The sequence below is a fragment of the Actinomadura miaoliensis genome, from assembly GCF_039536785.1.
Taxonomy (GTDB): Bacteria; Actinomycetota; Actinomycetes; order Streptosporangiales; family Streptosporangiaceae; genus Spirillospora; species Spirillospora miaoliensis.
Genome location: NZ_BAAAZG010000080.1, coordinates 24,564 through 48,130 on the forward strand (window position 1 = coordinate 24,564; position 23,567 = coordinate 48,130).

The window sequence follows — 23,567 nt, forward strand, 5'->3', positions numbered from 1 at the left end:
GGCCGCCCCCGCCCCAGCCGATGGAAGATCACCGCAGGAAGGGCGTCCCGGCATGGCCGTCATCCCGATCGATCTCTTCGCGTCCTCCATTCGTCTTCAGCAAGGCGGCAGGATCCGCGCCGACAGAAGAACAGCCGACGTCGACCAGGACGGCTGGCGGCTGCGGGCCTTCCACGCGAAGACCGACGCCGACGTCCACGCCGGCCACTGGGAGGTCCACCCCGAGGCCGAGGAGGTCGTGTCCTGCCTCATCGGGAAGATCCGCCTCTACCTCCGTCCGGAGCGGCCGGGACAGGAGGAGGAAGAGATCAGCCTGACGGCCGGAACCGCCGCCATCGTCCCGCGCGGGCGATGGCACCGGATCGAGCTGGACACGCCGAGCACCATCATGGCCGTCACCCTGCCGCGCGGCAGCCGGCTGGAGGAGCGGACCGAAACCTAGACGGCGCTCCTCACCCATGAGCACGACGGCGGTCGCGGTCCAGCAGGGTCGTGGCTATCGCGATCTGGACCGGGTCGAGCGCGGTCTTGCCGTCCTCGACGTCCCACAGCGCGTTCTGCAGGACGCGGCCGAGCGTCCAGCCGGTCGCGCGTCGCCGGTCCAGGTCGAGCACCTCGGTCAGCAGGTCGAAGCGGCGGAGCACCGCGCGGGGGACGTCGCCCGAGGCGACCACCTCGTCCCAGCGGTTGTCCAGGGCCGGCAGCAGGTCGAAACCGGGATCGCCGGCGAGCGGTTCGGGGTCGATCGCCAGCCATGGCTCGCGCTGCCCGGCCAGGACGTTGTCATAGTGCAGATCCCAGTGCAGCAGACGGTCGCCGGGCTCGCCGATCAGCTCGGCCACGGCCGAGGCGCAGGTCCGCACCAGTTCCCGCTCTGCCGGGTCGCGCAGCGCCGGCACGGCGTGCGGTACCTGGTCGAGCATGGCGGCGGCGACGTCGGCCAGGTGCCGCAGACCGTCCGGTGCGGGCACGGCGACCAGGCGGGCCAGCAGCTCGGCCAGGATCTGGTCGGCGTCGTCGCCGGCCACCGAGGACAGCGGCCTGGTCGCGTCCAGCCGTTCCAGCAGCATGGTGCCGGTGGCCGGGTCGTGGTCGAGCAGGAGCACCACGCCGTCGCCGTTCCAGGCGCGCAGCCCGATCGGCGCTCCGGCGTTGTCCTCGGTGACCGGCTGGAGCTTGAGCACGGCCGGTACGCCGTCCGCGCGGGTCACCGGCAGGACGAGCGACGCCATGCCGTGCGCCGGAGGTCCGTCCGGCCGCAGCGACCAGCGGTCCAGGAAGTCGGTGACCAGCCCCGGCAGCGCCGGGATCCAGGCGCGTACGGACGCGTCGCTGTGCTCGGCGTAGGACGCGACCAGTGCGTCTGGCACATCGATGTGCATGTGCGGGTTCTCCTTCGTGGGTTCGGGATTCCGATGGCTGACACGAAGGAGGTGATGGTGGTGCCCGGCTGCCGGGCAGGGGTCAACGCATACTCCGACCCTACTCGAACATGATCAGTGTGGCCGCCGGGCGATCACCTGCGCGGTACCGAGGGCTTGGGCGGCGTCCTGCCCAGGCCGCGTGCGGTCGTTTCGGGGCGTGGGGTGACGGGCTTCGTGGCCCGTGACGACGCGGCCGGTGATGACGCACTGGGGGAGGACCTGGTGGCCGGTGGGGTTGCGTGTTGTGGGTCGGTGTCCCAGTTGTGGGCTTCGCCGGTGAACGCCGGGGTGGGGAAGGGCTCCACGGGCAGGTCGCGGGTCGCCTTCTCCATGAAGGAACGCCAGATGCGGGTGGGGCCGGTCTCGCCGCTCACCTCGCCGGGGTGGCCGGGCAGGTTCCTGAGCGTGCGGCCCTGGGTGTCGGCCATCACCACCGCGGTGGACAGCTGCGGGACGTAGCCGACGAACCAGGCGGCGCGGTGGCGGTCGGTGGAACCGGTCTTGCCCGCCGCCTCCCGGTCGGGCAGGGCCGCGTCGCGTCCGGTGCCCGTGGTGACCGTCCTGCGCAGCGCGTACGTCACCTGCGCGGCCTGCTCGGTGGTGAGGACGCGGCGGCGTGGCCAGGTCCAGGGCAGGGGGACGGTCCGACCGCGCGCGTCGACGATCTTCGTGATGAGGTGCGGGGTGACGGGCGTGCCGCCGTTGGCGAACGCCGCGTACCCGGCCGCCTGATGGGCCGCCGAGATGTCCGCGATGCCCAGGGCGATGCCCGCCTGGCCGCGGAACGGTTTCAGCGCCTCGGCGGGGACACCGAGATCGACAGCGGTGTCGGCCACGTTCGACAGCCCTGCTTCGAAGGCCAGCTTCACATAACCGGTGTTGACCGACAGGGCGGTGGCGGTGGCCAGATCGACACGTCCGACGGAGCCGATCTTCTCGTCGTTGTCCACCAGGTAGCCGGGGGCGCTCAGCGGGGTGAGGCTGCCATCGGGGGCGAACTTCCGCGGGGCGTCGCCGTTGACCACCGAGCGGACGCTGTACCCGCGCCGCAGCGCCGCGGCCAGCACGTACGGCTTGAACCCCGACGCCGCCTGCGCCACCGGCGTGAACAGGCTGTCGTGCTGGGTGCGTTCCGGGTCGCCGCCGTAGAGCGCCCGCACGGTGCCGTCCGCCGGGTCCACCGCGATGAGGCCGCCGCGCACCCGCTGCGGCCACTCCGGCTCGCGTGCCCGGCGCATCGCCTGCTCGGCGTACGCCATCCAGCGCCTGTCCAGGCCGGTGTAGATCTTCAGGCGGCCGTTGACGACGGACTGGGCCGGGATGCCGAGCGTCTCCAGTTCGTCGAGCACCCGCTGCCGGACCAGCAGGTCCTGGCCGGTCAGGTTGACGCCCTGCCATTCGCGGCGGGTGCGGGGGAAGCGCAGGCGCTCCGCCGCCGCGCGGTCCAGGCGGCCCATCGCGACCATGCCGTCGACCACGTACCTCCAGCGGGCCCGCAGCGCGCGGGCGGGCGCGTCGTCGCCCTGCGTCCGGAAGTACTCCGGCCGCTGGATCATGGCGGCCAGCAGCGCGCTCTCGGCGACCGTCAGCTGCCAGACGTCCTTGTCGAAGAACGCGCGGGCGGCGGCCTGCACGCCGGAGGTCTGGCGGCCGAAGTAGACGGTGTTGAGATACAGGTCGAGGATCTCGTCCTTGGGACGGTCGCGGTTCATCTTGACGGCGACGACCAGCTCCTTGACCTTGCGTCCGAGCGTGCGGTCCCGGCTCAGCCCCTTGTAGTAGTTGCGGGCGAGCTGCTGGGTGATCGTGGAGGCACCCTGCATGTCGCCGCCCGAGGCGTTGTTCATCAGGGCGCGCAGCATGCCCTTGGGGGAGACGCCGTGGCCTGTGTAGAAGCCGTGGTCCTCGGCGGCGAGCACCGCCCAGCGCAGATGGTCGGGGATCTGGTGGTGCCGGACGACCTCGCGGTTGGCGCCGAGGCGGAACATCGGGGTCCGGCCGTCGCCGTAGTAGACGGTCGAACCTTCGTCGGCCGCGCCGGCCTGCGGTTCGGTCGGCAGCGGCGTCCGGACGTAGAGGACGGCGATGGCCGTGGCTGTCGGCAGGACGCAGGACAGGACGGCGGCGAGCAGCCCGCGCCCGCCTCTCAGGAAGCGGGGCAGGCGGAAGGAGCGCTTGGGACGGGTTCGGGCATGGCGGGGACGACCGGCACGCATACGACCTCATTCGACGCGGAGCGGGAGGAATCCCGTCCGAGCGCGCCAGGGCGGTCACCGACCGGGCCGGAACCGTCCAGGGGACGCGTCCGGTGCCGAGAGACCGCCGAGGTAGCCCGCGCCAACGCGGACAGGGCGAAGTCGGACGACGCTGCGAGGAAACGCAGTCGAATGCATGCCAGGTCGTGGCCGGTGGACACCGGGCATCGGAGCCCGCGGAGCGCGAACCCGTGCCGGCGCGTTACGTCACCGTGATCGCAACCTAGTCATCGGTCCGGTGCCGCCGCAAGCGATCGAGAAGATCCGGGGTCCAAAGATCGGAGTCCCGCCCGCGCTGCGGGGCGCGGACGGGACTCCTCGTGCGGGTCAGTGCGGGTTGGCGGCCAGGAGTTCGGCCAGCAGGTCGTCCAGGGTGACGATGCCCATGTAGTCGCCGCCGGGGGAGTTGACCACGGCCAGCTGGGCGCGGGCCCGGCGCATCCGGGTGACCGCGTCCAGGACGGTGGTGCCCGCCACCAGCGCCGGGGCCGGGTGGGCCAGGTCGGCGGCGGTGCGGGTGCCGTCGGGGTTGGTCACGGCGGCGCGGACGTGGACGATGCCGGCCACGGTGCCGTCGCCGGCGCGGACCAGCAGGCGGCTGTGGCCGCTGGCGGTCGCGACGCGGCGGACGTCGGCCGCGGTGGCGTCCGCGGCGATCGTCGTGACCGACGTGGCCGGGACCACCAGGTGGTCGACGGTGACCTCCCGCGCCGAGATGGCCCGGCGCAGCAGCTCGTGGTCGTGCCGTCCGATCAGGCCCAGGCGGCGGGACTCGCCGACCAGGTGGCTGAGGGACTGCGGGTCGGTGTGCTCCTCCAGCTCGTCGCGCGGCGGGATGCGCACCAGGCGCAGCAGCGCGTTGGTCGTCTCGTTCAGCAGCGACAGGATCGGCCGGGAGATCTTGGCGAACGCGCGGAACGGCAGCGCCAGGATCACGGCCGAGCGCTCGGGGTGCGCGATCGCCCAGGACTTGGGCGCCATCTCCCCGATGACCATGTGCAGGAACGTCACGACGGCCAGGGCGGTGGCGAACGCGATCGCCTTGGAACCGGCGTCGGGGACGCCCAGCGCGTGCAGCGGCGGCTCCAGCAGGTGCTCGAACGCCGGCTCGGTGACGATCGCCAGGCCCAGCGAGCACATGGTGATGCCGAACTGGGCGCCCGCCAGCATCAGCGACAGCTCCCGCGACCCGGCCACGGCGGCGGCCGCCGGGCGGCTGCCGCGCGCGGCGGCGCGTTCGAGCTGGCCGCGGTTGGCGGCGACCAGCGCGAACTCGGCGGCGACGAAGAAGCCGTTGCCGAGCAGGAGCAGAACGGTGATCAGCAGGGTGGTCATCGGGTCCATCAGGACTCCACCGCCGCCAGGTCGGGGGCGAGGACGCGCAGCCGCACGTGGCGGGCCACGCGCCGGGCCACGGTGACCACCTCGATCTCGACGCGGCCGGCCGGGTCGAGGTCGACGGTGACCCGGTCGCCGGGCGAGGGCAGGCGGCGCAGCCGCGCCATGACCAGCCCGCCGAGGGTGTCGTACACCTCGTCCTCGGGCAGCGCCAGCCCGGTCAGGCGGACGATCTCGTCGATGCGCTTGGCCGCGTCCACCAGCCACGACCCGTCGGGGGCGGCGGCGGGGGCGCTCTCGCGCACGTCGGTCTCGTCGGTGATCTCGCCGACCAGCTCCTCGGCCACGTCCTCGAAGGTGAGGATGCCGGCCAGGCCGCCGTACTCGTCGACGACGCAGGCGAACTCCTCGCCGGTCTCGCGCATCCGCTCGATCACCCCGTACAGCGGCTGGCTGCCCGGGATCAGCAGGGCGGGCCGGGCGATCTCGCGGACCGGGGTGGCCGGGTCGAGGCCGTCGTCGGCGACCTCCCGCACGCCCGCCACGCCGATCACGTCGTCGACCTCCCCGTCGTACACGGGGTAGGCGGTGTGGCCGGTGCGGCGGATCAGCTCTACCAGGTCGGCGACGGGGGCGTCGCCGGACAGTGCGCGGACGCGGGTGCGCGGCACCATCACCTCGTCGGCGGTGTGCTCGCCGAACGTCACGGCGCGTTCCAGCAGCCCGGACAGGTCGGCGGGCAGGTGCCCGGCGCTGTGCGAGCGGCCGATGATGTCGCCGAGCTCCTCCAGGGTGGCGCCGCCGTGCAGCTCCTGCACCGGCTCGACGCCGACCGCCCGCAGCAGCCGTTCGGCCGACTTGTCGAACAGCCGGATCAGCGGGCCGAACACCGTCAGGTAGACCAGCGTGGAGGAGGCCAGGGCGCGGGCCAGCGACTCGGCGCGGGCCAGCGCGAGGTTCTTGGGGAACAGCTCACCCAGCAGCATCTGGATGAGGGTGGCCAGGACGAAGCCGGTCGCCAGGGCGATCGCGCCGGCCGCGCCGGTGGGCACGCCCACCAGCGGAAGCAGCGGCTCGATCAGCTCGGCCAGGGCGGGTTTGGCGATGAAGCCGACCACCAGCGTGGTCATGGTGATGCCGAGCTGCGCGCCCGACAGCATGAACGACAGGCGGCCGAGGACCTTCAGGGCCCGCGCGGCGGCCTTGTCGCCGCGTTCGGCGGCCTGGCTCAGCCGCGACCGGTCGGCGGCGACGTAGGCGAACTCCTGAGCGACGAAATACCCGGTGGCCGCGGTGAGCAGCACCACGGCCAGCACACCCAGCACCGCGCTCACCGTGGGGCACCGGGTCTATGACTGGGGTCCGACACTGCGGACGCTCAACTCCTCTCTGGACTGCCTCATGTACGCAAACGCAAGCTCACACCAGGTCGTTCCCGAAAACAAGAAGGGAGGTCGTGTGATGACCACCGCTTGTGCCCGAAAGTGTCACCGATCACACTGATTGGTAAGCACCTGCCGGATTCTTGACGCTGAGGGTGGTCTTTTGCTCCCGGGCCGCCCAGCGGGGGGACGGGGCGGGGCAGCGAATCCAGCGGGGGCCGGGCCGGATCGAGCGCGGAGCGGACGTGAACGAGAGCGGGGCTGGGGCGGCCGCGCCCATGAGCCGTGAGGGCGTCGACCATGCCCTGCGGACGTTGCGCGAGGAGCACGAGCGGATCGCCGACTCGCTGCTGGAAGTGGAGGCGCACCAGGGGTTCCGGCTGCTCAAGGGCGCCGTCCTGACGGGGGAGACCTGGCGGCGCTGGGACGAGGCGCAGCGCCGCATCGAACGGCTGTGGCTGCTGTTCGACGCCTGCCGGCAGGTGGTGGAGGCGGCCGAGCGGCTGCGGGCCCGCCGCAGCCGTCCCGACCCGGCGACGCTGGCGGAGCTGAGCGAGCTGCTGGCGGGCCCGTCGGTGGAGACGCCCGAGAGCGAGATCCCGCTGGAGCGGCGCACCCTGCTCGGCCCGGACCGGCGGCGGCTGACGCTCGGCGAGGCCGTCGCCCTGATGTCGGAGACGTTCGACCGGGTGGTCGAGGTGGTCGTCGCGGCGGACGCCGCGTGGACGGCGCTGCTGGTCCCGCTGGACGAGGTGGAGAGCGACTGGCGGGAGGCCGCCCGGCTGGCGCAGGCGCTGGACGGCGCGCGGCGTCCCGAGGTCGACCGGCTGGGGCGCGAGCTGACGGCGTTCGGCCAGCTCGCCCGCACCGACCCGCTGTCGCTGGTGCGGGACGGACGGGCCGACACGTCCCGGCTCTACCGGCTGCGCGCCGCGCTGGACGCGCTGCGCGAGTCGCTGGGCGAGGCTGTGCGGCTCAAGGAGGACTACGAGCGGCGCGTCTCCGACCTGCGCGCGTCCGTCGACGGTGTGGCGGAGGCCGAGCTGCTCGCGGCCCGGGCCAGGGACGAGGCGCTGGAGAAGATCGCCGCTCCGGTGCCGCCCGAGCCGGGTCCGTCGCGCGCGGCGGCGCTGCGCGAGCAGGTGGCGACGCTGGACGGGCTGCGCCGCGCGGGCCGCTGGACCGAGCTGGTCGGCCGGGTCACCGAGCTGGACGCGGCGGCCCGCCTGGCCCTGGAGCAGGCCCGCGACGAGCAGCGGCTCAGCACGGGCCTGCTGGACCGGCGCGGCGAGCTGCGCGGTCGCCTGGAGGCGTACCGGGCCAAGGCCGCGCGGCTGGGCCTGGCCGAGGACGACGGGCTCACGACCCTGTACAAAAGGGCCCGTGACCTTTTGTGGTCAGCCCCGTGCGACCTGCGACGGGCGACGGTGGCGGTGGCGGATTATCAGCGTGCGATCAAAGTGTGGGAGAGCGAGGCGGGGGCGGGGCGATGACACGGTGCACCCAGCCCGACTGCTCGGGCACCGTCGGTGAGGACGGTTTCTGCGACGAATGCGGCATGGCCCCGCCTGCCGGAGGCACGGTCCCACCGGCCACCGGGCCGACCACGGGGCCGGTCCCCTCGTCTGCCGGGTCCCCGGCTTCGGGGCCGCTCGCCGCCCCGCCTTCCGGCCCGCCCGTCACGACCCCGACGGCCGGCAGCGGCTCGGGCGGGGTGAGCGCGGGGTCGGCGGGAGGCGCGCCGTCGCCCGGGAGCGCCGGGAGCGGTGGGACGGCCGGGGGGCGGGCGAACTCCCAGACGCCGGGGCCGTCCAAGCCGCAGGCCGGGACGCAGCCGTCCGGCGCGGGCTCGCAGGGGTCCGGGCCGTCCAGCGGGGGACGGACGTTGTGGCGGGGGTCGCAGTCGTCCGGCGCCACGGGCGGCTCCGCGCGGCGCGGCACGCTGGGCGAGGGACTGGTGAACGTGCCGCCCGTCCCCTACCGCGACCCCGCGTCGGCGATCATGGAGCGGCCGGAGGTGCCGGAGAAGCGCCGGTTCTGCAGCCGCTGCGACGAGCCCGTCGGCCGCAGCCGCGACGGGCGTCCCGGCCGCACCGAGGGCTTCTGCCGCAAGTGCGGGCACCCGTTCTCGTTCACGCCCAAGCTCAAGCCCGGCGACCTGGTCGGCGGGCAGTACGAGGTGCTCGGCTGCCTGGCGCACGGCGGGCTCGGCTGGATCTACCTGGCCCGCGACCACAACGTCAACGGACGCTGGGTCGTGCTCAAGGGCCTGCTGGACACCGGCGACGCCGACTCGCTGGCCGCGGCCGCCGCCGAACGCGCCTTCCTGGCCGAGGTGGAACACCCCAACATCGTCAAGATCTACAATTTCGTCCGGCACGGGGACTCCGGCTACATCGTCATGGAGTACGTCGGCGGCCAGTCCCTCAAGGACATCCTGCTGCAGCGCCGCACGCAGGACGGCGAGGAGGCGGCGCTGCCGCTGCCGCAGGTCCTCGCCTACGGATTGGAGGTGCTGCGCGCGCTGGGCTACCTGCACGGCGTGGGCCTGCTGTACTGCGACTTCAAGCCCGACAACGCCATCCAGTCGGAGGAGCAGCTCAAGCTGATCGACCTGGGCGGAGTGCGGCGGGCCTTCGACGTCGACAGCCCGATCTTCGGCACGCCCGGCTACCAGGCCCCCGAGATCTCCGACCGGGGCCCGTCGGTCACCTCCGACCTGTACACCGTGGGCCGGGCGCTGGCGGTGCTGAGCTTCCCGTTCCGCGGCTACACCCGGCGGCACCTGCGCAGCCTGCCGCCCCGCGACGAGGTGCCGCTGCTGCGGCGGGAGGAGTCGTACTACCGGCTGCTGCGCCGCGCCACCCACCCGGACCCGGCGGCCCGCTTCCAGAGCGCCGCCGAGATGGCCGAGCAGCTCACCGGGGTGCTGCGCGAGGTGCTGGCCGCCGAGGACGGCAGGCCGCGCCCGGCCCTGTCCACGCTGTTCGGGCCGGAGCGGGACGCCGCCGGAACGGAGATCGCCGACATCGGCACCGCCGTCCGCAACGGCCCGGCCGTCCGCAACGGCGGCGTGGCGGGCACCACGGTGCAGGCGATCGCGGGCGGGCCGGGCGTGCTGGCCCCGCTCGACCCCGCCGAGGCCGTCGCCGCGCTGCCGGTGCCGCAGGTGGCCGACAACGATCCGGCGTCGGCGTTCCTGGCCGGGCTCACCTCCCGCGACCCGGACTCCCTCGCCGCCGCGCTGGCCGCCTCGCCGCTGCCCTCGCTGGAGATCGACCTGGCGCTGGCCCGGGTGCGGATCGAACGGGGCCACCTGGCGGACGCGTCCGGCCTGCTCGGCCGCGTCGCCGACCGGCACCCCGACGACTGGCGCGTCGACTGGTACCGGGGGACGCTCGCGCTGGCGGGCGGGCAGTGGGCGCAGGCCCGCCGGATCTTCGACGAGCTGTACGACCTGATGCCCGGCGAGACCGCGCCCAAGCTGGCGCTGGCGTTCTGCGAGGAGTGCGACGGCCGCTGGGAGCCCGCCGCCCGCTTCTACGAGACGGTCTGGCGCACCGACCCGACGTACGTGAGCGCCGCGTTCGGCCTGGCGCGTGTGCGGCTGGCCACCGGCGACCGGGCGGGCGCCGAACGCGTCCTGGACTCGGTGCCCCCCGTGTCCAGCCACTACCTGGCCGCGCAGCTCGCGGCCGTGGCGACCGCGGTGCGGGGACGGCGCGTCGAGGAGCTGACCGCCGACGTCCTGACCGGGGCGGCGCGGCGCCTGCAGGCCCTGCGGCTGGACACCGAACGGCACGCCCGGTTCGCCGCCGAGGTGCTGGAGGCCGCGCTGACCTGGCTCCGTACCGCCCCTGCCCAGAACGGCTCCGCCCCGAACGGCGCGACCGCCGAGGTGCTCGGCACCCCGCTGGTGGAGTCCCGGCTGCGCCGCAGGCTGGAGGAGACCTACCGCACGCTGGCCAAGCTGGCCGACGGCGCCGAGGACCGGCACGCGCTGGTCCGGAGGGCCAACGCCGTCCGCCCGATGACCCTGCTGTGATGCCGCTGTGACGACGTACGCGGACGGGCAGGCGGGCAGCGGGGCGGGCGACGTGACGGCCTGCGCCCGGTGCGGCGAGCCCCTCGCCGAGGACGACCGCTTCTGCGAGGCGTGCGGCGCGCCGAGCCCCGCCTACGCCGCCGCCTCCCAGGCCCCGGCGGTCGCGGTGCCGCAGGCGCGCTACCCGGTGCAGGTGCGGCCGGACGAGCCGTCGGTGTCGGTCGCCCGCCGGGCCCGCCGCACCCCCGAGGGGCCGTCCTGCGGGGACTGCGGGGCGACCGCGATCAGCGAGGACGGTTTCTGCGAGGAGTGCGGGCTGCGCCAGCCCAGCGGCCGGGAGCACGTCGAGATCGAGCTGGCCGCCGCCTGCCATCCGGAAGGCCGTCCGGCGCCCGCGCAGGCCGCCGGGGTCAGCGACCGGGGCCTGCGGCGCGCCCGCAACGAGGACGCCCTGGCGATGATCTCGCTGCCGGAGGCGGTGTGCGCGGTGGTGTGCGACGGCGTCGCGTCCGTCCCGGGATCGGAGGAGGCCGCCCGCCTGGCCGCGGAGACGGGCGTGGCCGTGCTCGCCCGCGCCCTGTCGGCCGGGGTCGCGCCCGTCACCGCCACCCGGACCGCGATCGCCGCGTCGGGCAGGGCCGTCGCGCGGCTCGGCGAGGCGGGCGGCGGACGGCCCGACGACTCGCCCGCCTGCACCTACGTGTCGGCCGTCGTGACCCCCGAGGAGATCACGGTCGGCTGGGTCGGCGACAGCCGCGCCTACTGGCTGGCCGGGCCGTCCGGCGGGTCGCGCCCCTCCGCGCTCTTGACCACGGACGACTCGTGGGCGGCGCACATGGTGTCGCGCAACGCGATGAGCAAGGCCGCCGCCCACGCCGACCCCCGCGCGCACCAGCTGACCGGCTGGCTCGGCGCGACCGCGTCCCCCGACCCGCACGACGCCGCCTTCCGGCCGGGCGGTCCCGGCGTGCTGCTGCTGTGCAGCGACGGCCTGTGGAACCACCTGCCCGAGCCCGGCGACCTCGCCGCCGCGCTGGCGGACGGACCCGACGCGTCCGGCGACCCCCTCGGCGCCGCCCGGCTCCTGGTGCGCGCCGCCCTGGACGCCGGAGGCCACGACAACGTCACCGTGGCCGTCGTCCCGTTCCCGTCCGCCGCGTCCGCCGCGCCTCCCACCCCGACCGCACCGACCAGGGAGCAGTCATGAGCGACCTTCCCGAGTTCACGATCAGAGTCGACCAGAACCCGTACCTGCCCGCGGGCGGCCGGGAGATGCACGCCATCGTGACCGTCGGGGCGACCGGGGCCACCGGGGCCACCGGGGCGACCGGGGCCACCGGGGCGACCGGGGCGGCGGTCGCCGGGAGCGCCGCGCCGGCGGCCGGCTCCGCGGAGATCATCATCATCGACACCTCGGGGTCGATGTCGTACTCCGGCAAGATGGCCGCCGCCAAACGCGCCGCCCGCGCCGCCATCAACGTCATGCGCGACGACGTGCACTTCGCCGTGATCGCGGGCGCCAACGGGCCGCGCATGATCTTCCCGCGCGGGGACCGGCTGGTGCGCATGTCGGCCGTGACGCGCGAACGGGCGCTGGCCGCGGTCGGCCGGCTGGACGCCGCCGGGGGCACCGCCATCGGCTCCTGGCTGTCCATGGCCGGACGGCTGTTCGCCGACCATCCCGGCGCCGTCCGGCACGCGATCCTGCTCACCGACGGCAAGAACCAGCACGAGACCGACGAGCAGCTCGACGAGGCGCTGACGCAGTGCGCGGGCGTGTTCGTGTGCGACGCGCGCGGCGTCGGCACCGACTGGGACCCCGCCGAGCTCCGCAAGATCACCTCGGCGCTGCTCGGGAGCTTCCTGGACGTGCCCGACCCCGACGACCTGGAGCACCACTTCCGCGAGATGACCGAGTCGGCCATGGGCAAGCAGGTCGCCGACGTGGCGCTGCGGGTGTGGACGCCGCGGCACGCCAAGCTGCGGTTCGTCAAGCAGATGGTGCCGACCGTGCAGGACCTCACCGGCAAGCGCGTGGAGTCCGGGACGCAGACCGGCGACTACCCGCTCGGCGCGTGGGGCCGGGAGGAACGCGAGTACCACCTGTGCGTGGAGGTGCCGCCCGGCGACGTCGGACGGCAGATGCGCGCCGCCTGGGTCAAGCTCGTCGTCCCCGGCGCCGCGCCGGACGCGCCCGCGCAGGAGCTGGCCATGGGCAACGTCCTGGCCGAATGGACCGACGACGAGGCCAAGTCGACGCGCATCAACGCCCGGGTGGCGCACCACACCGGGCAGCAGGAGCTCGCCGAGGCGATCCAGGAGGGCCTGGAGGCCCGCCGCAAGGGCGACGAGGACACCGCCACGGCCCGGCTCGGCCGCGCCGTCGTCCTCGCCCAGAAGGTCGGCAACGAGCAGATCGCCGGGCTGCTGGACCGGGTGGTGGACGTCCTCGACCCCGCCACCGGCACCGTCCGGCTGAAGAAGGACGTCTCCAAGGCCGACGAGCTGTCCCTGGACACGCGGTCGGTCCGCACCGTCCGGACAGGCCCGGCCCCCAGATCCGAGCCGGACGGGACGCAGGGCTGAGCCATGCCCGCCCGCATCCGCCTCGGCGCGTGGACGACCATCACCCTGCACCCGCACGGGGAAGGCCCCTCATGACGACGCCAACGAGCAGCCCCCCGGCCGTCGCCACCCCCGCCGGCGGCGGTCCCGCCCCGCCGGCGAAGGCCGCCGCCAGGCGCCCGCGACGGTTCAGGGTGGCCGGCGTGCGGACGATCCCCGGTCAGATCCGCGTCTACACGGCCGCGTCGCTGCTGGCCGTCGTCCTGCTGCTGGCCGTGACGATGGCCGCGGTCGGCAACGCGCGCGACGGCGTGCAGACCATCGGGCACGACGCCGGGCCGCAGGTCATGGCGACCGGCACGCTGTACTTCGCGCTCAGCGACATGGACGCCCAGGTCGCCGACATCCTGCTGATCGGGCGCGAGCACGACCTCGGCATCGGCCGCGCCGAGTCGCTGCGCCGCTACGAGCAGCGCCGCGCCGAGGCCGACCAGGCCGCCGTGCAGGCCGCGCAGATCGCCGGACGCGACGAGGCGCGCCGCCGGACCGTCCGCGAGGTCCTGGACGGCCTCGGCCGCTACGAACGGCTCGTCGGCGAGGCCATGCTGCTGGACCGGCAGTCCGCCCATCCGGCCGGGGAGCTGCCGCAGAACGTCGTCGACACCTACCGGCGCGCCACCGACCTGATGAAGATGGAGCTGCTGCCACGGGCGTACAACCTCACGCTCGACAGCGGCGCCACCGTCCGGCAGTCCTACGAGACCGACCGGGACGCCGTGCTGGACGGACGGGTGCGGGTCGGCCTGGCCGGGGCGCTCGCGCTGGCGCTGCTGATCGCCGCGCAGATCTACCTCGCCGGCCGGTTCCGGCGGCTGGTCAACCCGGCGCTGGCGCTGGCGACCGTGCTCACGCTCGCGGTGGTGGCCCTGGGCATGGCCATGCTGTCCGCGCAGGCCGGGCACCTGAAACGGGCCAAGGAGGAGGGCTTCGACTCCATCCTCGCGCTCAACCGCGCCCGCGCGATCAGCCACAGCGCGTTCGCCGACGAGAGCCGCTATCTGCTCGACCCCGGCCGCGCCGACACCTACGAGCAGACCTTCCTCGACAAGGCCCTGTCGGTGCTGTACGTCGACCCCGGGGAGCGCCCGCTCAACCTGGAGACGTACTACGACCTGCTGCCCGGCGCCGTCCGCAGCTACGAACGCGATCCCAGCGGCCCGCCCGTGGAGGTGCTGGGCCTGTTCGGCGAGGAGAAGGGCAAGAACCTCGCCGAGTTCGAGGAGAGCCGGCTGCGGCTGACCGTCCAGGCGTACCAGCGGGTCATGGACAACGACCGCCGCATGCGCGAGCTGGCCGCCGCGGGGGACCGGCGGGGCGCGATCCAGCTGCGCATGGGCCGCCAGTCCGGGGCGATCACCGCGTTCGACACCTACGACCAGCAGCTCACCCTGCTGATCCAGGCGCACCGCGACGAGTTCGACCGGGCCGTGCGGGCGGGCGACGACGGGCTGGGCGGCTGGGACGTGCTGCCGCCCGTGGCCGCGCTCCTCGTCGCCGGGCTGATCCTGGCCGGTGTCCGTCCCCGCCTGGCCGAGTTCCGCTGAGACCGGCTGACCGGAGGGTTGAGTCATGCACAACCGGCGCCTCCCGCACAAGGGGATCGCCCTGGCCACCGCGGCCGTCGCCGTCGCCGCCCCGGCGGGGTGCGCGCTGGAGCCCGACGCCGACACCATCGTGGGCGCGCACTCGCTGACCATCGGCGTCAAGGCCGACCAGCCGCACCTGGGGCTGCGCCGCCCCGACGGCCGCTACGAGGGCTTCGACGTGGACGTGGCCACCTACCTGGCCGGACGGCTCGGCGTGCCGCCGGAACGGATCCGCTTCCGCACCACGCCGTCCTCGGTCCGCGAGCAGGCGCTGCGGGACGGCACCGTCGACATGATCGTCGCCACGTACTCCATCACCGCCCCGCGCAAGACCCAGGTCACCTTCGCCGGGCCGTACTACGTGCCGCACCAGGACACCCTGGTGCGCGCCGACGACACCACCATCCGCGGCGTGCGCGACCTGAAGGGCAAGCGGCTGTGCCAGGTGACCGGCTCCAACTCCTGGCGGCGCGTCACCGAGGAACGCAAGATCGACGCCGACCTGGTCCGCGTCGACACCTACAGCCAGTGCATGGACCTGCTGGACGCGTCCCGGGTCGACGCCGTGTCCACCGACGACCTGATCCTGGCCGGGTTCGCCGCCGGCCGCAGCGGCAGGATCATCAACGCCCCGTTCACGGACGAGAAGTACGGCGTCGGCCTGCACAAGGGCGACCTGGCCGGGTGCGAGGCCCTCAACCGCGCCATCACCCGCATGTACCAGGACGGCACCGCCGCCCGCCTGCTCACCAAGTGGTTCGGCGAGTCGGGCCTGAAGCTCACCACCAGCGTCCCCCAGTTCGAGGGCTGCTCCTGACCCGCGCGCGGGCGCGGGCGCGGGCCGGCCCCCCTCAGGAGGTGGCGGTGGACGGCAGGGCGCCGATCGCCTCCCGCAGCGTCTCGTAGGTCGGGACGAACTTGTCGACGCCGGTGATCCGGAACACGCGCCGGACCCGGGGCGGCAGCGCGACCAGCGCGATCGGCACGCCGCGCTCGGCGGCCCGGCGGTTGGCCGCCACGATCGCGTTGAGGCCGGTGGAGTCACAGAAGGTGACCTGCCGCATGTCGACGATCATGGGGCTGCCCGTGTCGATGACCTCGAACATGGCATGCTCGAAGCGCGGCCGGGAGACCACGTCGATCTCTCCCTGCACCCGCACCAGGGTGCAGCGGTCGTGGTGCATCAGGTGCACGTCGAAGTCCATGGGCAACCTCTCGTTCACTGCCCGGAAGAGGTCCCGTCCCCTGCCCGTCGATCCTCAGCATCGCGCAACCGGGGCCTCAATCCAAGCGCTCGGAGGACCCGGATGCCCCCCGGCGGGGGACCCGATCCCCGCCGGCCGCGCCGCGGGCCCCGGGGGACCGCCGGTGATACACGGTGTCCCCGGAAAGCTACTCATTGGGAACCTACCCCGTGGTAAGAAATGCGATGCCGCCGGGGATCGTCCCCTATATCAAAGACTTCCGTCGCTCCACGCGATATGGTGGGATATATCACCGATCAGCGGCCTTGACCTGCGATGGGGCCATTCCTGGCGGTAGGCCGGGGTGGAAACGGCGGTCCCTAAGCGGGGTCCGGTTCGGCCAGCGGGTTACAGTAGCGGTGCCGAATTGGGGAGGCTGGGTGTTCTACACTTTCATGTCGCGCGTGGTCGCTCCGATCCTTCGCCTGCTATTCCGGCCGCGGGTCGAGGGGCTCGAGAACGTCCCGCACTACGGTCCGCTGATCGTGGCCAGCAACCACCTGTCGTTCATCGACAGCTTCATCATCCCCCTGGCGATCCCCCGGCCGGTCACCTACATCGCCAAGGCCGACTACTTCGTGGGCGGCGGCCTCAAGGGGCGGTTCGTCCGCTGGTTCCTCACCACGCTCGGGCACATCCCGGTCCAGCGCGGCGCGCAGCGGGCCGCGATGGGCGCGCTGGAGCAGGGCCTGGAGGTGCTGGAGAACAGCGGCGCGTTCGCGATCTACCCCGAGGGCACCCGGTCCCCCGACGGACGGCTGTACCGGGGGCGCACCGGGGTCGGCTGGCTGGTGCTGGCCTCCGGCGCCCGCGTGCTGCCGGTCGGCGTGACCGGCACCGAGAAGATCCAGCCGCTCGGCGCGTCCATGCCGCGCGTCTTCGGGCCCCGCCCGACCGTGCGCATCGGCCAGCCCATGGACTTCTCCCAGTACCGCGACCTGCCGCCCGCCCGGGCGCGGCGCGTCATCACCGACGAGATCGTCGCGACGATCCAGAAGCTGTCCGGGCAGGAGTACACCGGCGTCTACAACGAGCGCGCCGACAAGGCCTGAGCCGCCCCCGGCCGCGCCCGGCCGCGCCCGCCCGGCTCGGGATGGGGCCGACGGCGTGTCGTCCCGGGTGACTTGCCCCGAGTGCCCCATAGGGTCGCCCCATGGCGCACAGGCTCCTACCGCTGGCGGTGCTCACGGCGACGGCGCTGTCGGTGACGCTGGCGTCCTGCGCGGGTGACGACGGGGACGCCGAGCCCCTCAGGACGACCGACCGGGCCGCGCCCGTCGGCACCGGCTACACCTCCGACCAGCTCGAACAGGCCCTGCTGCCGGACGTGTCCGGCTACGAGCGGGCGGGCGAGCCCGACTCCGGCGAGTACGGCTCGCTCAAGGCCATCCAGAACTTCGACCAGCTCCAGGACCAGGTCACCCTCGACAAGCCGCGCTGCGCCAAGGCGGCGGGCCGTCCGGCCGCGGGCGTCGACCGCAGCACGCCCACCGCGATCGTCACGTTCGCCCGCGGCAACGGCCAGACGGCCACCGAGACGCTGATGGCGATGACCACCGACGCGGCCGAGCAGCAGGTGAAGGCGCGTGTGCCGGCGGGCTGCCTGACGTTCCGCACCCGCGTGGGCTCGCAGTGGTCCGAGCATCGCGTGTTCGAGGCCCCGCCCGGCACCCTCGGCGGCGGTTCGCGCACCGTGGGCGTGACGACGACCAGCGGCGGCTCGCACACCAAGACCTGGTACGTGGTGCTGCGCGGCCGCCGCTTCCTGGCCACGATCAGCCTGTACGGGCCGAACGCCACCCGCGCCGAGGCCGAGCAGCTCGCCCGCGCGGCCTACGACCAGGCCCGCCGCATCCTCCCCTGACCCGTTCGTCCACCCGCCGGGGCGCGCGGAACCCGGGACGCGGAACCCGGGACGCGGAACCCGGGACGCGCGGAATCCGGGACGCGCGGCGCGCACGGAACGCGGGGCATGGTCGCGATGGGGTGGTTGGAGCGGATACCGTTCCCCTACACATCGCGCGGGCGCGCGGTGGCACGGGCCGGGACGGCCGGGCACGACGCCGTCCGGGCGCGCCGCCTCCGGAGCACGGGAAACAGCGGGGGGAGCCCTTGATCGGCAAGGAGGGCCGGGTCACCGGCAGGATCGGCCCCGGTCTGGTCGGCGAGGTGATGATCCCCGTGCGCGGCGGGGTCGAGGCCTTCTACGCCCATCCGGTCGACCCGCGCGAGGAGATCCCGGTGGGGAGCATCGTGGTCGTCGTCGAGTACCATCCGCCCCGCACCGTCTACGTCGCCCCAGCCCTGGCCTGATCCCCCCCGCCGGCCCGCGGTTCGCGGCCTTGGCATGGCCGGTCACGGCCTTTTCGTTCAAACGACAGAACCGTTTCGGGCTGTACCGCGTCTATTGGGCGAGTCGAGTGGCATCGGGGGGGTCCCGGGACCGGTAGGAGGCCGCATGTCCATAGCAATACCCATCGCGGTGGTCGTCGCGCTGATCGTGTTGATCATCCTGTTCAAGATGGTCTGGCGGGTCGCCGAACCCAACGAGGCGCTGATCATCTCGGGGCTGGGCGCGCGGTCCAAGCCGATCGACGGCGTGGACAGCCTGGGCTTCAAGATCGTGACGGGCAAGGGCACCGCGGTGCTGCCCGGGTTCCAGGTGGCGCGGCGCCTGCGGCTGGACAGCCGGGCCGCCAACCTGGAGGTCAACTGCGTCACCCAGCAGGGCATCCCGGTCCGGGTGCTCGGCGTCGTGATCTACAAGGTGGGCGACGACTTCGTGTCCATCGCCAACGCCGCCCGCCGCTTCCTGGAGCAGCAGGGCTCCATGGACGGCGCCATCCACGAGCTGTTCACCGGCCACCTGCGGTCGATCATCGGCGGCCTGACCGTCGAGGACCTGATCCTCAACCGGGAGCGGCTGACCAGCGAGACGCGCAGCTCGGCCGCCGACGAGATGAGCAAGCTCGGCCTGGTCGTCGACTCCCTGCAGATCCAGGAGATCGACGACGAGACCGGCTACATCATGAACCTCGGCCGTCCGCACGCCGCCCGGGTGTCGTCGGCCGCCCGCATCGCCGAGGCCGAGCGCGACCAGGAGGCCACCGAGCGCGAGCAGGAGGCCGAGCGGCAGAAGGCCGCGGTGATCCGGGACACCGAGATCAAGAAGGCCGAGTACGAGGGCCAGGTGCGGCAGGCCGAGCAGCAGGCCCGGCAGGAGGTCATCCTCAAGGAGACCCGCAACGCCGAGCTGGAGGCCGAGCGCACCGAGAAGCGGCTGGAGAGCGAGATCCGCAAGCCCGCCGACGCCCGCGCCTACGAGCGGGTCAAGCTGGCCGAGGCCGAGCGCGAGGAGCGCATCCGCCGCGCCGAGGCGCAGGCCAAGGAGATCCAGCTCAAGGCGCAGCGGGAGGCCGAGGCCACCCGCATCCTGGGTGAGGCGCAGGCCGAGGCGACCCGGCAGAAGGGTCTGGCCGAGGCCGAGGCGATCAAGGCGCGGGCCGCGGCGCTGGCCGAGAACCAGGAGGCCGTCATCGCCCAGCAGCTCGCCGAGAACTGGCCGCAGATCGTCGAGGCGGGCGCCAAGGTGTTCGGCAACGTCGACAACATGGTGGTGCTGAACGGCGCCGACGGCATGGAGGACATGCTGGCCAAGGCCCTCACCCTCGGCGGCACCGGGCTGGGCCTGGCCCGCCAGCTGCTGGCCGGGATGAACACCGCGCCCACTTCCAACGGTCACGTCCCGGCGGTCACCAACGCCACGCAGGACGACTGACACCACACCTTCCGGCCCGTCCGTGCGGCGCCCGCGAGTAGCGGTCGCCTCGCGGGCGGGCTTTCGGCCGGACGGGCCGCACGAGCACCGGTCACCGCGTACCGGCAGCCGGTAACGTTCGTGACATGACCGTGCCCCGCCTCGCCGTCACCGTCGACCTCGTCGTGCTCACCGTGCGCGGCCATCGGCTGTGCGCGCTGATGTGGCGGCGCGACCGCGACCCCTACAACGGCTGCTGGTCGCTGCCCGGCGGGTTCATCCAGCTCGACGAGGACCTGCCGGTGGCCGCGGCGCGGCTGATGGCCGAACGCGCCGGGCTGGCCGACGTGCGCATCCACCTGGAGCAGCTGGCCACCTACGGCTACCCCGACCGCGACCCGCGCCAGCGCGTGGTCAGCGTCGCCTACCTGGGCCTGGCGCCCGACCTGCCCGCCTCCAGCCGCGCCCAGGTGCTGTGGACGCCGGTGGACGACCTGATCAACCGCGACCGGGCCGCCTTCGACCACCGCCGCATCCTGTGCGACGGCGTCGAGCGGGCCCGCGCCAAGCTGGAGTACACCTCGCTGGCCGCCGCGTTCTGCCCGCCCGAGTTCACCGTGGCCGAGCTGCGCCGGGTGTACGAGATCGTCTGGGGCTGCCCGCTCGACCCGCGCAACTTCCACCGCAAGGTCACCGGGGCCGACCGCTTCCTGATCCCCACCGGCCGCACCACCACCCGCGACGGCGGCCGCCCCGCCCAGCTCTACCGCCGGGGCGACGCCGAACAGCTCCGCCCGCCCATGCTCCGTCCCCGCCCGGACCGCACCGCCACCCCCCAGCCCCTCACCCACACCTGACCCGCCCGGCGGGGCGTTGCGCAGGGTCACCGACCCGCTGCGAACGCGCGGGCGGAGAGCGCGGCGCGTGATCATCAACTGACCGGGCGCGACGTGCGGCGAGGTTGTTGGTACGGGTTTCGGGGGTGACGTCGCGGCAGGTGGCGGGCGTTGCTAGCTTGTCGCCATGGATGATCTGTCGGAGGAGCTGGGCCTGCTGGTCCGCGACATCGGCGAGGCCGGCGTGGCGGAGATGGCCTGCTCGCCCGCGCTGGTCGCGGCCGTCGACCAGCACGCCGCCGAGATCCGCGAGATGCGCCTGGCGCCCGGACGGTCGCAGACCGAGGCGCTGCTGGCCTACCTGCACGACTTCACCGAGGAGGTGTTCCGGCGCGGCTGGCGCCCGAACGGGACCCGGGACTGGGAGTTCGTCCGGATCGTTACCATTTGCTGGATGCTGCGTCAGGCGTCCGGTTCATAGGTCTGTTTCGCTCGGGTGGCCGGTTCGTACCCTGGACCCCACCACCCCGTCGCTCTGGAGGACAACGGTGTCCGAGGCAACCACACCGCGCTTCCGTTCGGTCCTCGACCGGTTCGTGGCCTACAAGCCCGGCAAGATGGTCGTGTCGCCGGACGGCCGGTCGTTCAAGCTGTCGTCCAACGAGTCTCCGCTCGGCCCGCTGCCGTCGGTGGTGGAGGCGATCGGCCGGGCCGCCGGGCGCGTCAACCGCTACCCCGACAACGCCTGCGCCGAGCTGACCGAGGCGATCAGCGCCCGCCAGGGCGTGCCCGCGGACCACATCGCGGTGGGCTGCGGCTCGGTCGGGGTCACCCAGATGCTGCTGGAGGCGGTCGGGGAGCCGGGCGCCGAGGTGGTGTACGCCTGGCGCTCGTTCGAGGCCTACCCGCTGCTGGTGTCGCTGTCGGGCGCCACGTCCGTCCAGGTCCCGCTGCGCGACGAGACGCACGACCTGGCCGCGATGGCCGACGCGATCACCGAGCGGACCCGCCTGGTGTTCGTCTGCAACCCCAACAACCCCACCGGCACCGCGGTACGGCGCGCCGAGCTGGAGGCGTTCCTCGACCGGGTGCCCGCCGACTGCCTGGTGGTGCTGGACGAGGCGTACCGCGAGTACATCCGCGACGCGGACGTGCCCGACGGGCTGACCCTGTACGGCGACCGTCCCAACGTGGCCGTCCTGCGCACCTTCTCCAAGGCGTACGGGCTGGCCGGCCTGCGCATCGGCTACCTGGTGGCGCACCCGGCGGTGGCCGAGGCCATCCGCAAGACCTACCTGCCGTTCTGCGTCAGCAGCGTCGCGCAGGCCGCCGCCGTGGCGTCGCTGGCCGCCACCGACGAGCTGCTGGCACGCGTCGACGAGACCGTCAAGGAGCGCGACCGGGTCCGCGAGACGCTGCTGGCCGACGGCTGGACGGTGCCGCCCACGGAGGCCAACTTCGTGTGGCTGCGGCTCGGCGAGCGCACCATGGAGTTCTCCGCGGCCTGCGACGCCCAGGGCGTCAGCGTGCGGCCGTTCGCGGGCGAGGGCGCCCGGGTGTCGATCGGGACTCCGGAGGAGAACGACGCCTTCCTGGCCGTCGCCGCCGCCTTCCCGCACCGCGCCTGACGGCTGACGGGGGTCAGGCGCCGGCCTTGGGCCCCAGCTTCTCGACGATCAGCCGGTAGAGCTGGCGCGGGCGGCCGGGCTGCGGCGTGCGGTTGGGCGGCAGCGGCCAGGCCAGGCCCTCCTCGACCAGCGTGCGCAGCAGCCGCCGGGCGGTGCGCGGCGTGACGCCGAGCATCTTGCCGGCGTTCTCCGCGTCCACGATCAGCGGCTGGTCCTGGTCGCCGAGCTTGTCGGCCAGCCGCGCCAGGATCTCCAGCCCCTTGGGCTTGGCCTGCGGCTGGGTGCGCGGCGGCGTGCGCGGCGCGGGGACCAGCGCGCGGCCGTCCCGGTCGAGCGCGAACCCCTGCGTGCGCTGCGAGCTCTGCGACCGGGCCAGCGCGGCCCGCGCGTGCGACTCGGCCTCGTGCGCCGTGCGGCCCATGCCGATGCCGACCTCGACGGCCAGCCCGAGCTCCTCGCGCACCCGCTCGACGAACGGCGGGGTGCGGAACCCCTCGGTGCCGGCGGTGACCGACCCGCGCGTGGCGATGACCAGGTAGCTGTGGTCGTCCAGCGGCCACACCGAGGCGTTCATGCGGTGCGCCTCCTGCAGCAGCACCCGGTGCAGGGCCAGCTTCAGCTCGTCCCGCCAGTAGCGGGGAGTGACCCGGCGCGGCGTCTCGCGCAGCGTCGGCACGTCCACCAGGACGACCACCAGCTGCGACTCCTCCAGCCGGTGGTGCGCGCCGAGCAGCGCCGCCGTCTGCAGCGCGCTGCGGATCGCGGCGCCGGTCGGACGCACCCGGATGGTCGGCACCCCGGCCATCTCCATCCGTTCGGCGGTGGCGTGCACGCACGTCATCGCCACCGTGGTCGCGCCGCGCCGCCACAGCCGCTCGTGGAAGGCGGCCAGCGTTCCGGGCCCGGCCGCCTCCTCGCGCAGGTGCACCTGGTCGGTGGCCAGGTTGATCTCTGAGTACGCCTCCTCGACCTCGGCCCGGCCCAGCACGTCGATGCTGACCCGGGCGGGGTCGTACCGTTCGTCCAGCGACGCCCGCAGCAGCGCGCCCTGCAGGGCCGCGCCGTTCAGCGGGACGAAGGTCGCCGGCATGGTCAATACCCCGGCCTTGCGGGCGAAGTCGTATGGCACCGGGCTGGCGAACAGGCACACGTCCACGCCCGAGCCGAGCCGGACGACCTTGTCGGCCGCCTCCTGCTCGTCCCGGTACGCCGCGGCCACCAGCCGGCTCGGCACCGGCGTCGGCCCGTGTCCCATCAGCATGACCCGCTCCACCAGGTCATGCGGGCCCACGACGCCGATCGTGAGCTCCGGTGTCACCGATCCCGACCGTGCGGCGGTCATCGGCGACCGCCCGTTGCCCGCTCGGCCCCTCGGCGGGGCCCCGGCCCCGGCCCTGCGTTCACGCACGCTCCGCCCAACGGTTGACTCATGGCTTGTCGCCCCTGC

At 73.8% G+C, this 23,567-nt stretch carries 20 protein-coding genes; 14 read left to right on the forward strand and 6 right to left on the reverse strand.

Translation table 11 applies throughout. The features are described from left to right. The first annotated feature begins 52 nt into the window (after positions 1 to 52). Positions 53 to 442 (forward strand): cupin, encoded by a 390-nt coding sequence (locus ABD811_RS41185; RefSeq protein ID WP_344958737.1) that lies wholly within the window; start codon positions 53 to 55, stop codon positions 440 to 442. Between the two features lie 10 nt (positions 443 to 452). Here ABD811_RS41185 and ABD811_RS41190 read toward each other — a convergent pair whose 3' ends face one another. The 4 genes from ABD811_RS41190 to ABD811_RS41205 form a co-directional block, all read right to left on the reverse strand. Further along, positions 453 to 1,382: an aminoglycoside phosphotransferase family protein gene (locus ABD811_RS41190; protein ID WP_344958739.1), complete on the reverse strand. Its 930-nt coding sequence runs from the start codon at positions 1,380 to 1,382 to the stop codon at positions 453 to 455. A gap of 134 nt (positions 1,383 to 1,516) precedes the next feature. Beyond that, positions 1,517 to 3,640 (reverse strand): transglycosylase domain-containing protein, encoded by a 2,124-nt coding sequence (locus ABD811_RS41195; protein ID WP_344958741.1) that lies wholly within the window; start codon positions 3,638 to 3,640, stop codon positions 1,517 to 1,519. Positions 3,641 to 4,006: 366 nt separating this feature from the next. Further along, positions 4,007 to 5,023 (reverse strand): hemolysin family protein, encoded by a 1,017-nt coding sequence (locus ABD811_RS41200; RefSeq protein WP_344958743.1) that lies wholly within the window; start codon positions 5,021 to 5,023, stop codon positions 4,007 to 4,009. Further along, positions 5,023 to 6,351, reverse strand: a complete 1,329-nt coding sequence (locus tag ABD811_RS41205) for a hemolysin family protein (protein WP_344958745.1) — start codon at positions 6,349 to 6,351, stop codon at positions 5,023 to 5,025. The genes ABD811_RS41200 and ABD811_RS41205 overlap by 1 nt, the downstream gene beginning before the upstream one ends. Positions 6,352 to 6,644: 293 nt before the next feature. Between ABD811_RS41205 and ABD811_RS41210 the strand changes: the two genes are divergently transcribed. The 6 genes from ABD811_RS41210 (at position 6,645) to ABD811_RS41235 (ending at position 15,472) form a co-directional block, all read left to right on the forward strand. After that, a complete protein-coding gene (locus ABD811_RS41210) occupies positions 6,645 to 7,892 on the forward strand; it encodes a hypothetical protein (protein WP_344958747.1) in 1,248 nt (415 codons plus the stop codon). After that, entirely contained in the window at positions 7,889 to 10,444 is a 2,556-nt protein-coding gene (locus ABD811_RS41215) for a serine/threonine-protein kinase (protein ID WP_344958749.1), read from the forward strand. The genes ABD811_RS41210 and ABD811_RS41215 overlap by 4 nt, the downstream gene beginning before the upstream one ends. A gap of 7 nt (positions 10,445 to 10,451) precedes the next feature. Further along, positions 10,452 to 11,651: a PP2C family protein-serine/threonine phosphatase gene (locus ABD811_RS41220; RefSeq protein ID WP_344958751.1), complete on the forward strand. Its 1,200-nt coding sequence runs from the start codon at positions 10,452 to 10,454 to the stop codon at positions 11,649 to 11,651. Continuing rightward, a complete protein-coding gene (locus ABD811_RS41225) occupies positions 11,648 to 13,030 on the forward strand; it encodes a vWA domain-containing protein (protein WP_344958753.1) in 1,383 nt (460 codons plus the stop codon). Before ABD811_RS41220 ends, ABD811_RS41225 begins: the two co-directional genes overlap by 4 nt. A gap of 182 nt (positions 13,031 to 13,212) precedes the next feature. Beyond that, entirely contained in the window at positions 13,213 to 14,613 is a 1,401-nt protein-coding gene (locus ABD811_RS41230) for a hypothetical protein (RefSeq protein WP_344958755.1), read from the forward strand. 25 nt (positions 14,614 to 14,638) lie between these two features. Then, positions 14,639 to 15,472, forward strand: coding sequence for a glutamate ABC transporter substrate-binding protein (locus ABD811_RS41235; RefSeq protein ID WP_344958756.1), 834 nt, complete (start codon positions 14,639 to 14,641; stop codon positions 15,470 to 15,472). A gap of 34 nt (positions 15,473 to 15,506) precedes the next feature. On the opposite strand, the gene ABD811_RS41240 is transcribed toward ABD811_RS41235, so the two are convergent. Next, positions 15,507 to 15,860 carry an STAS domain-containing protein gene (locus ABD811_RS41240; RefSeq protein ID WP_344958759.1) on the reverse strand — a complete coding sequence of 118 codons (354 nt, stop codon included), beginning with the start codon at positions 15,858 to 15,860 and terminating at the stop codon, positions 15,507 to 15,509. A gap of 419 nt (positions 15,861 to 16,279) precedes the next feature. On the opposite strand from ABD811_RS41240, the gene ABD811_RS41245 reads away from it, so the two are divergent. The 7 genes from ABD811_RS41245 to hisC all read left to right on the forward strand — a co-directional run bounded on the left by ABD811_RS41245 (position 16,280) and on the right by hisC (position 22,120). Beyond that, on the forward strand, positions 16,280 to 16,951 hold the full coding sequence (locus tag ABD811_RS41245; RefSeq protein WP_344958761.1) for a lysophospholipid acyltransferase family protein: 672 nt from the start codon (positions 16,280 to 16,282) through the stop codon (positions 16,949 to 16,951). Between the two features lie 101 nt (positions 16,952 to 17,052). After that, complete coding sequence (locus ABD811_RS41250) at positions 17,053 to 17,763, forward strand: hypothetical protein (protein ID WP_344958763.1); 711 nt, start codon at positions 17,053 to 17,055, stop codon at positions 17,761 to 17,763. 248 nt (positions 17,764 to 18,011) lie between these two features. After that, a complete protein-coding gene (locus ABD811_RS41255; protein WP_344958765.1) occupies positions 18,012 to 18,212 on the forward strand; it encodes a hypothetical protein in 201 nt (66 codons plus the stop codon). A gap of 145 nt (positions 18,213 to 18,357) precedes the next feature. Then, the gene (locus tag ABD811_RS41260) at positions 18,358 to 19,677 is read left to right on the forward strand and encodes an SPFH domain-containing protein (protein WP_344958767.1); all 1,320 of its coding nucleotides are present in this window, start codon (positions 18,358 to 18,360) and stop codon (positions 19,675 to 19,677) included. 125 nt (positions 19,678 to 19,802) lie between these two features. After that, entirely contained in the window at positions 19,803 to 20,513 is a 711-nt protein-coding gene (locus ABD811_RS41265) for an NUDIX hydrolase (RefSeq protein ID WP_344958769.1), read from the forward strand. Between the two features lie 166 nt (positions 20,514 to 20,679). Further along, positions 20,680 to 20,973: a DUF6401 family natural product biosynthesis protein gene (locus ABD811_RS41270; protein ID WP_344958771.1), complete on the forward strand. Its 294-nt coding sequence runs from the start codon at positions 20,680 to 20,682 to the stop codon at positions 20,971 to 20,973. A gap of 67 nt (positions 20,974 to 21,040) precedes the next feature. Next, positions 21,041 to 22,120 carry a histidinol-phosphate transaminase gene (gene hisC / locus ABD811_RS41275; RefSeq protein ID WP_344958773.1) on the forward strand — a complete coding sequence of 360 codons (1,080 nt, stop codon included), beginning with the start codon at positions 21,041 to 21,043 and terminating at the stop codon, positions 22,118 to 22,120. Between the two features lie 13 nt (positions 22,121 to 22,133). Here hisC and ABD811_RS41280 read toward each other — a convergent pair whose 3' ends face one another. Then, entirely contained in the window at positions 22,134 to 23,462 is a 1,329-nt protein-coding gene (locus ABD811_RS41280; protein ID WP_344958775.1) for a transcriptional regulator, read from the reverse strand. Positions 23,463 to 23,567: the final 105 nt, after the last annotated feature.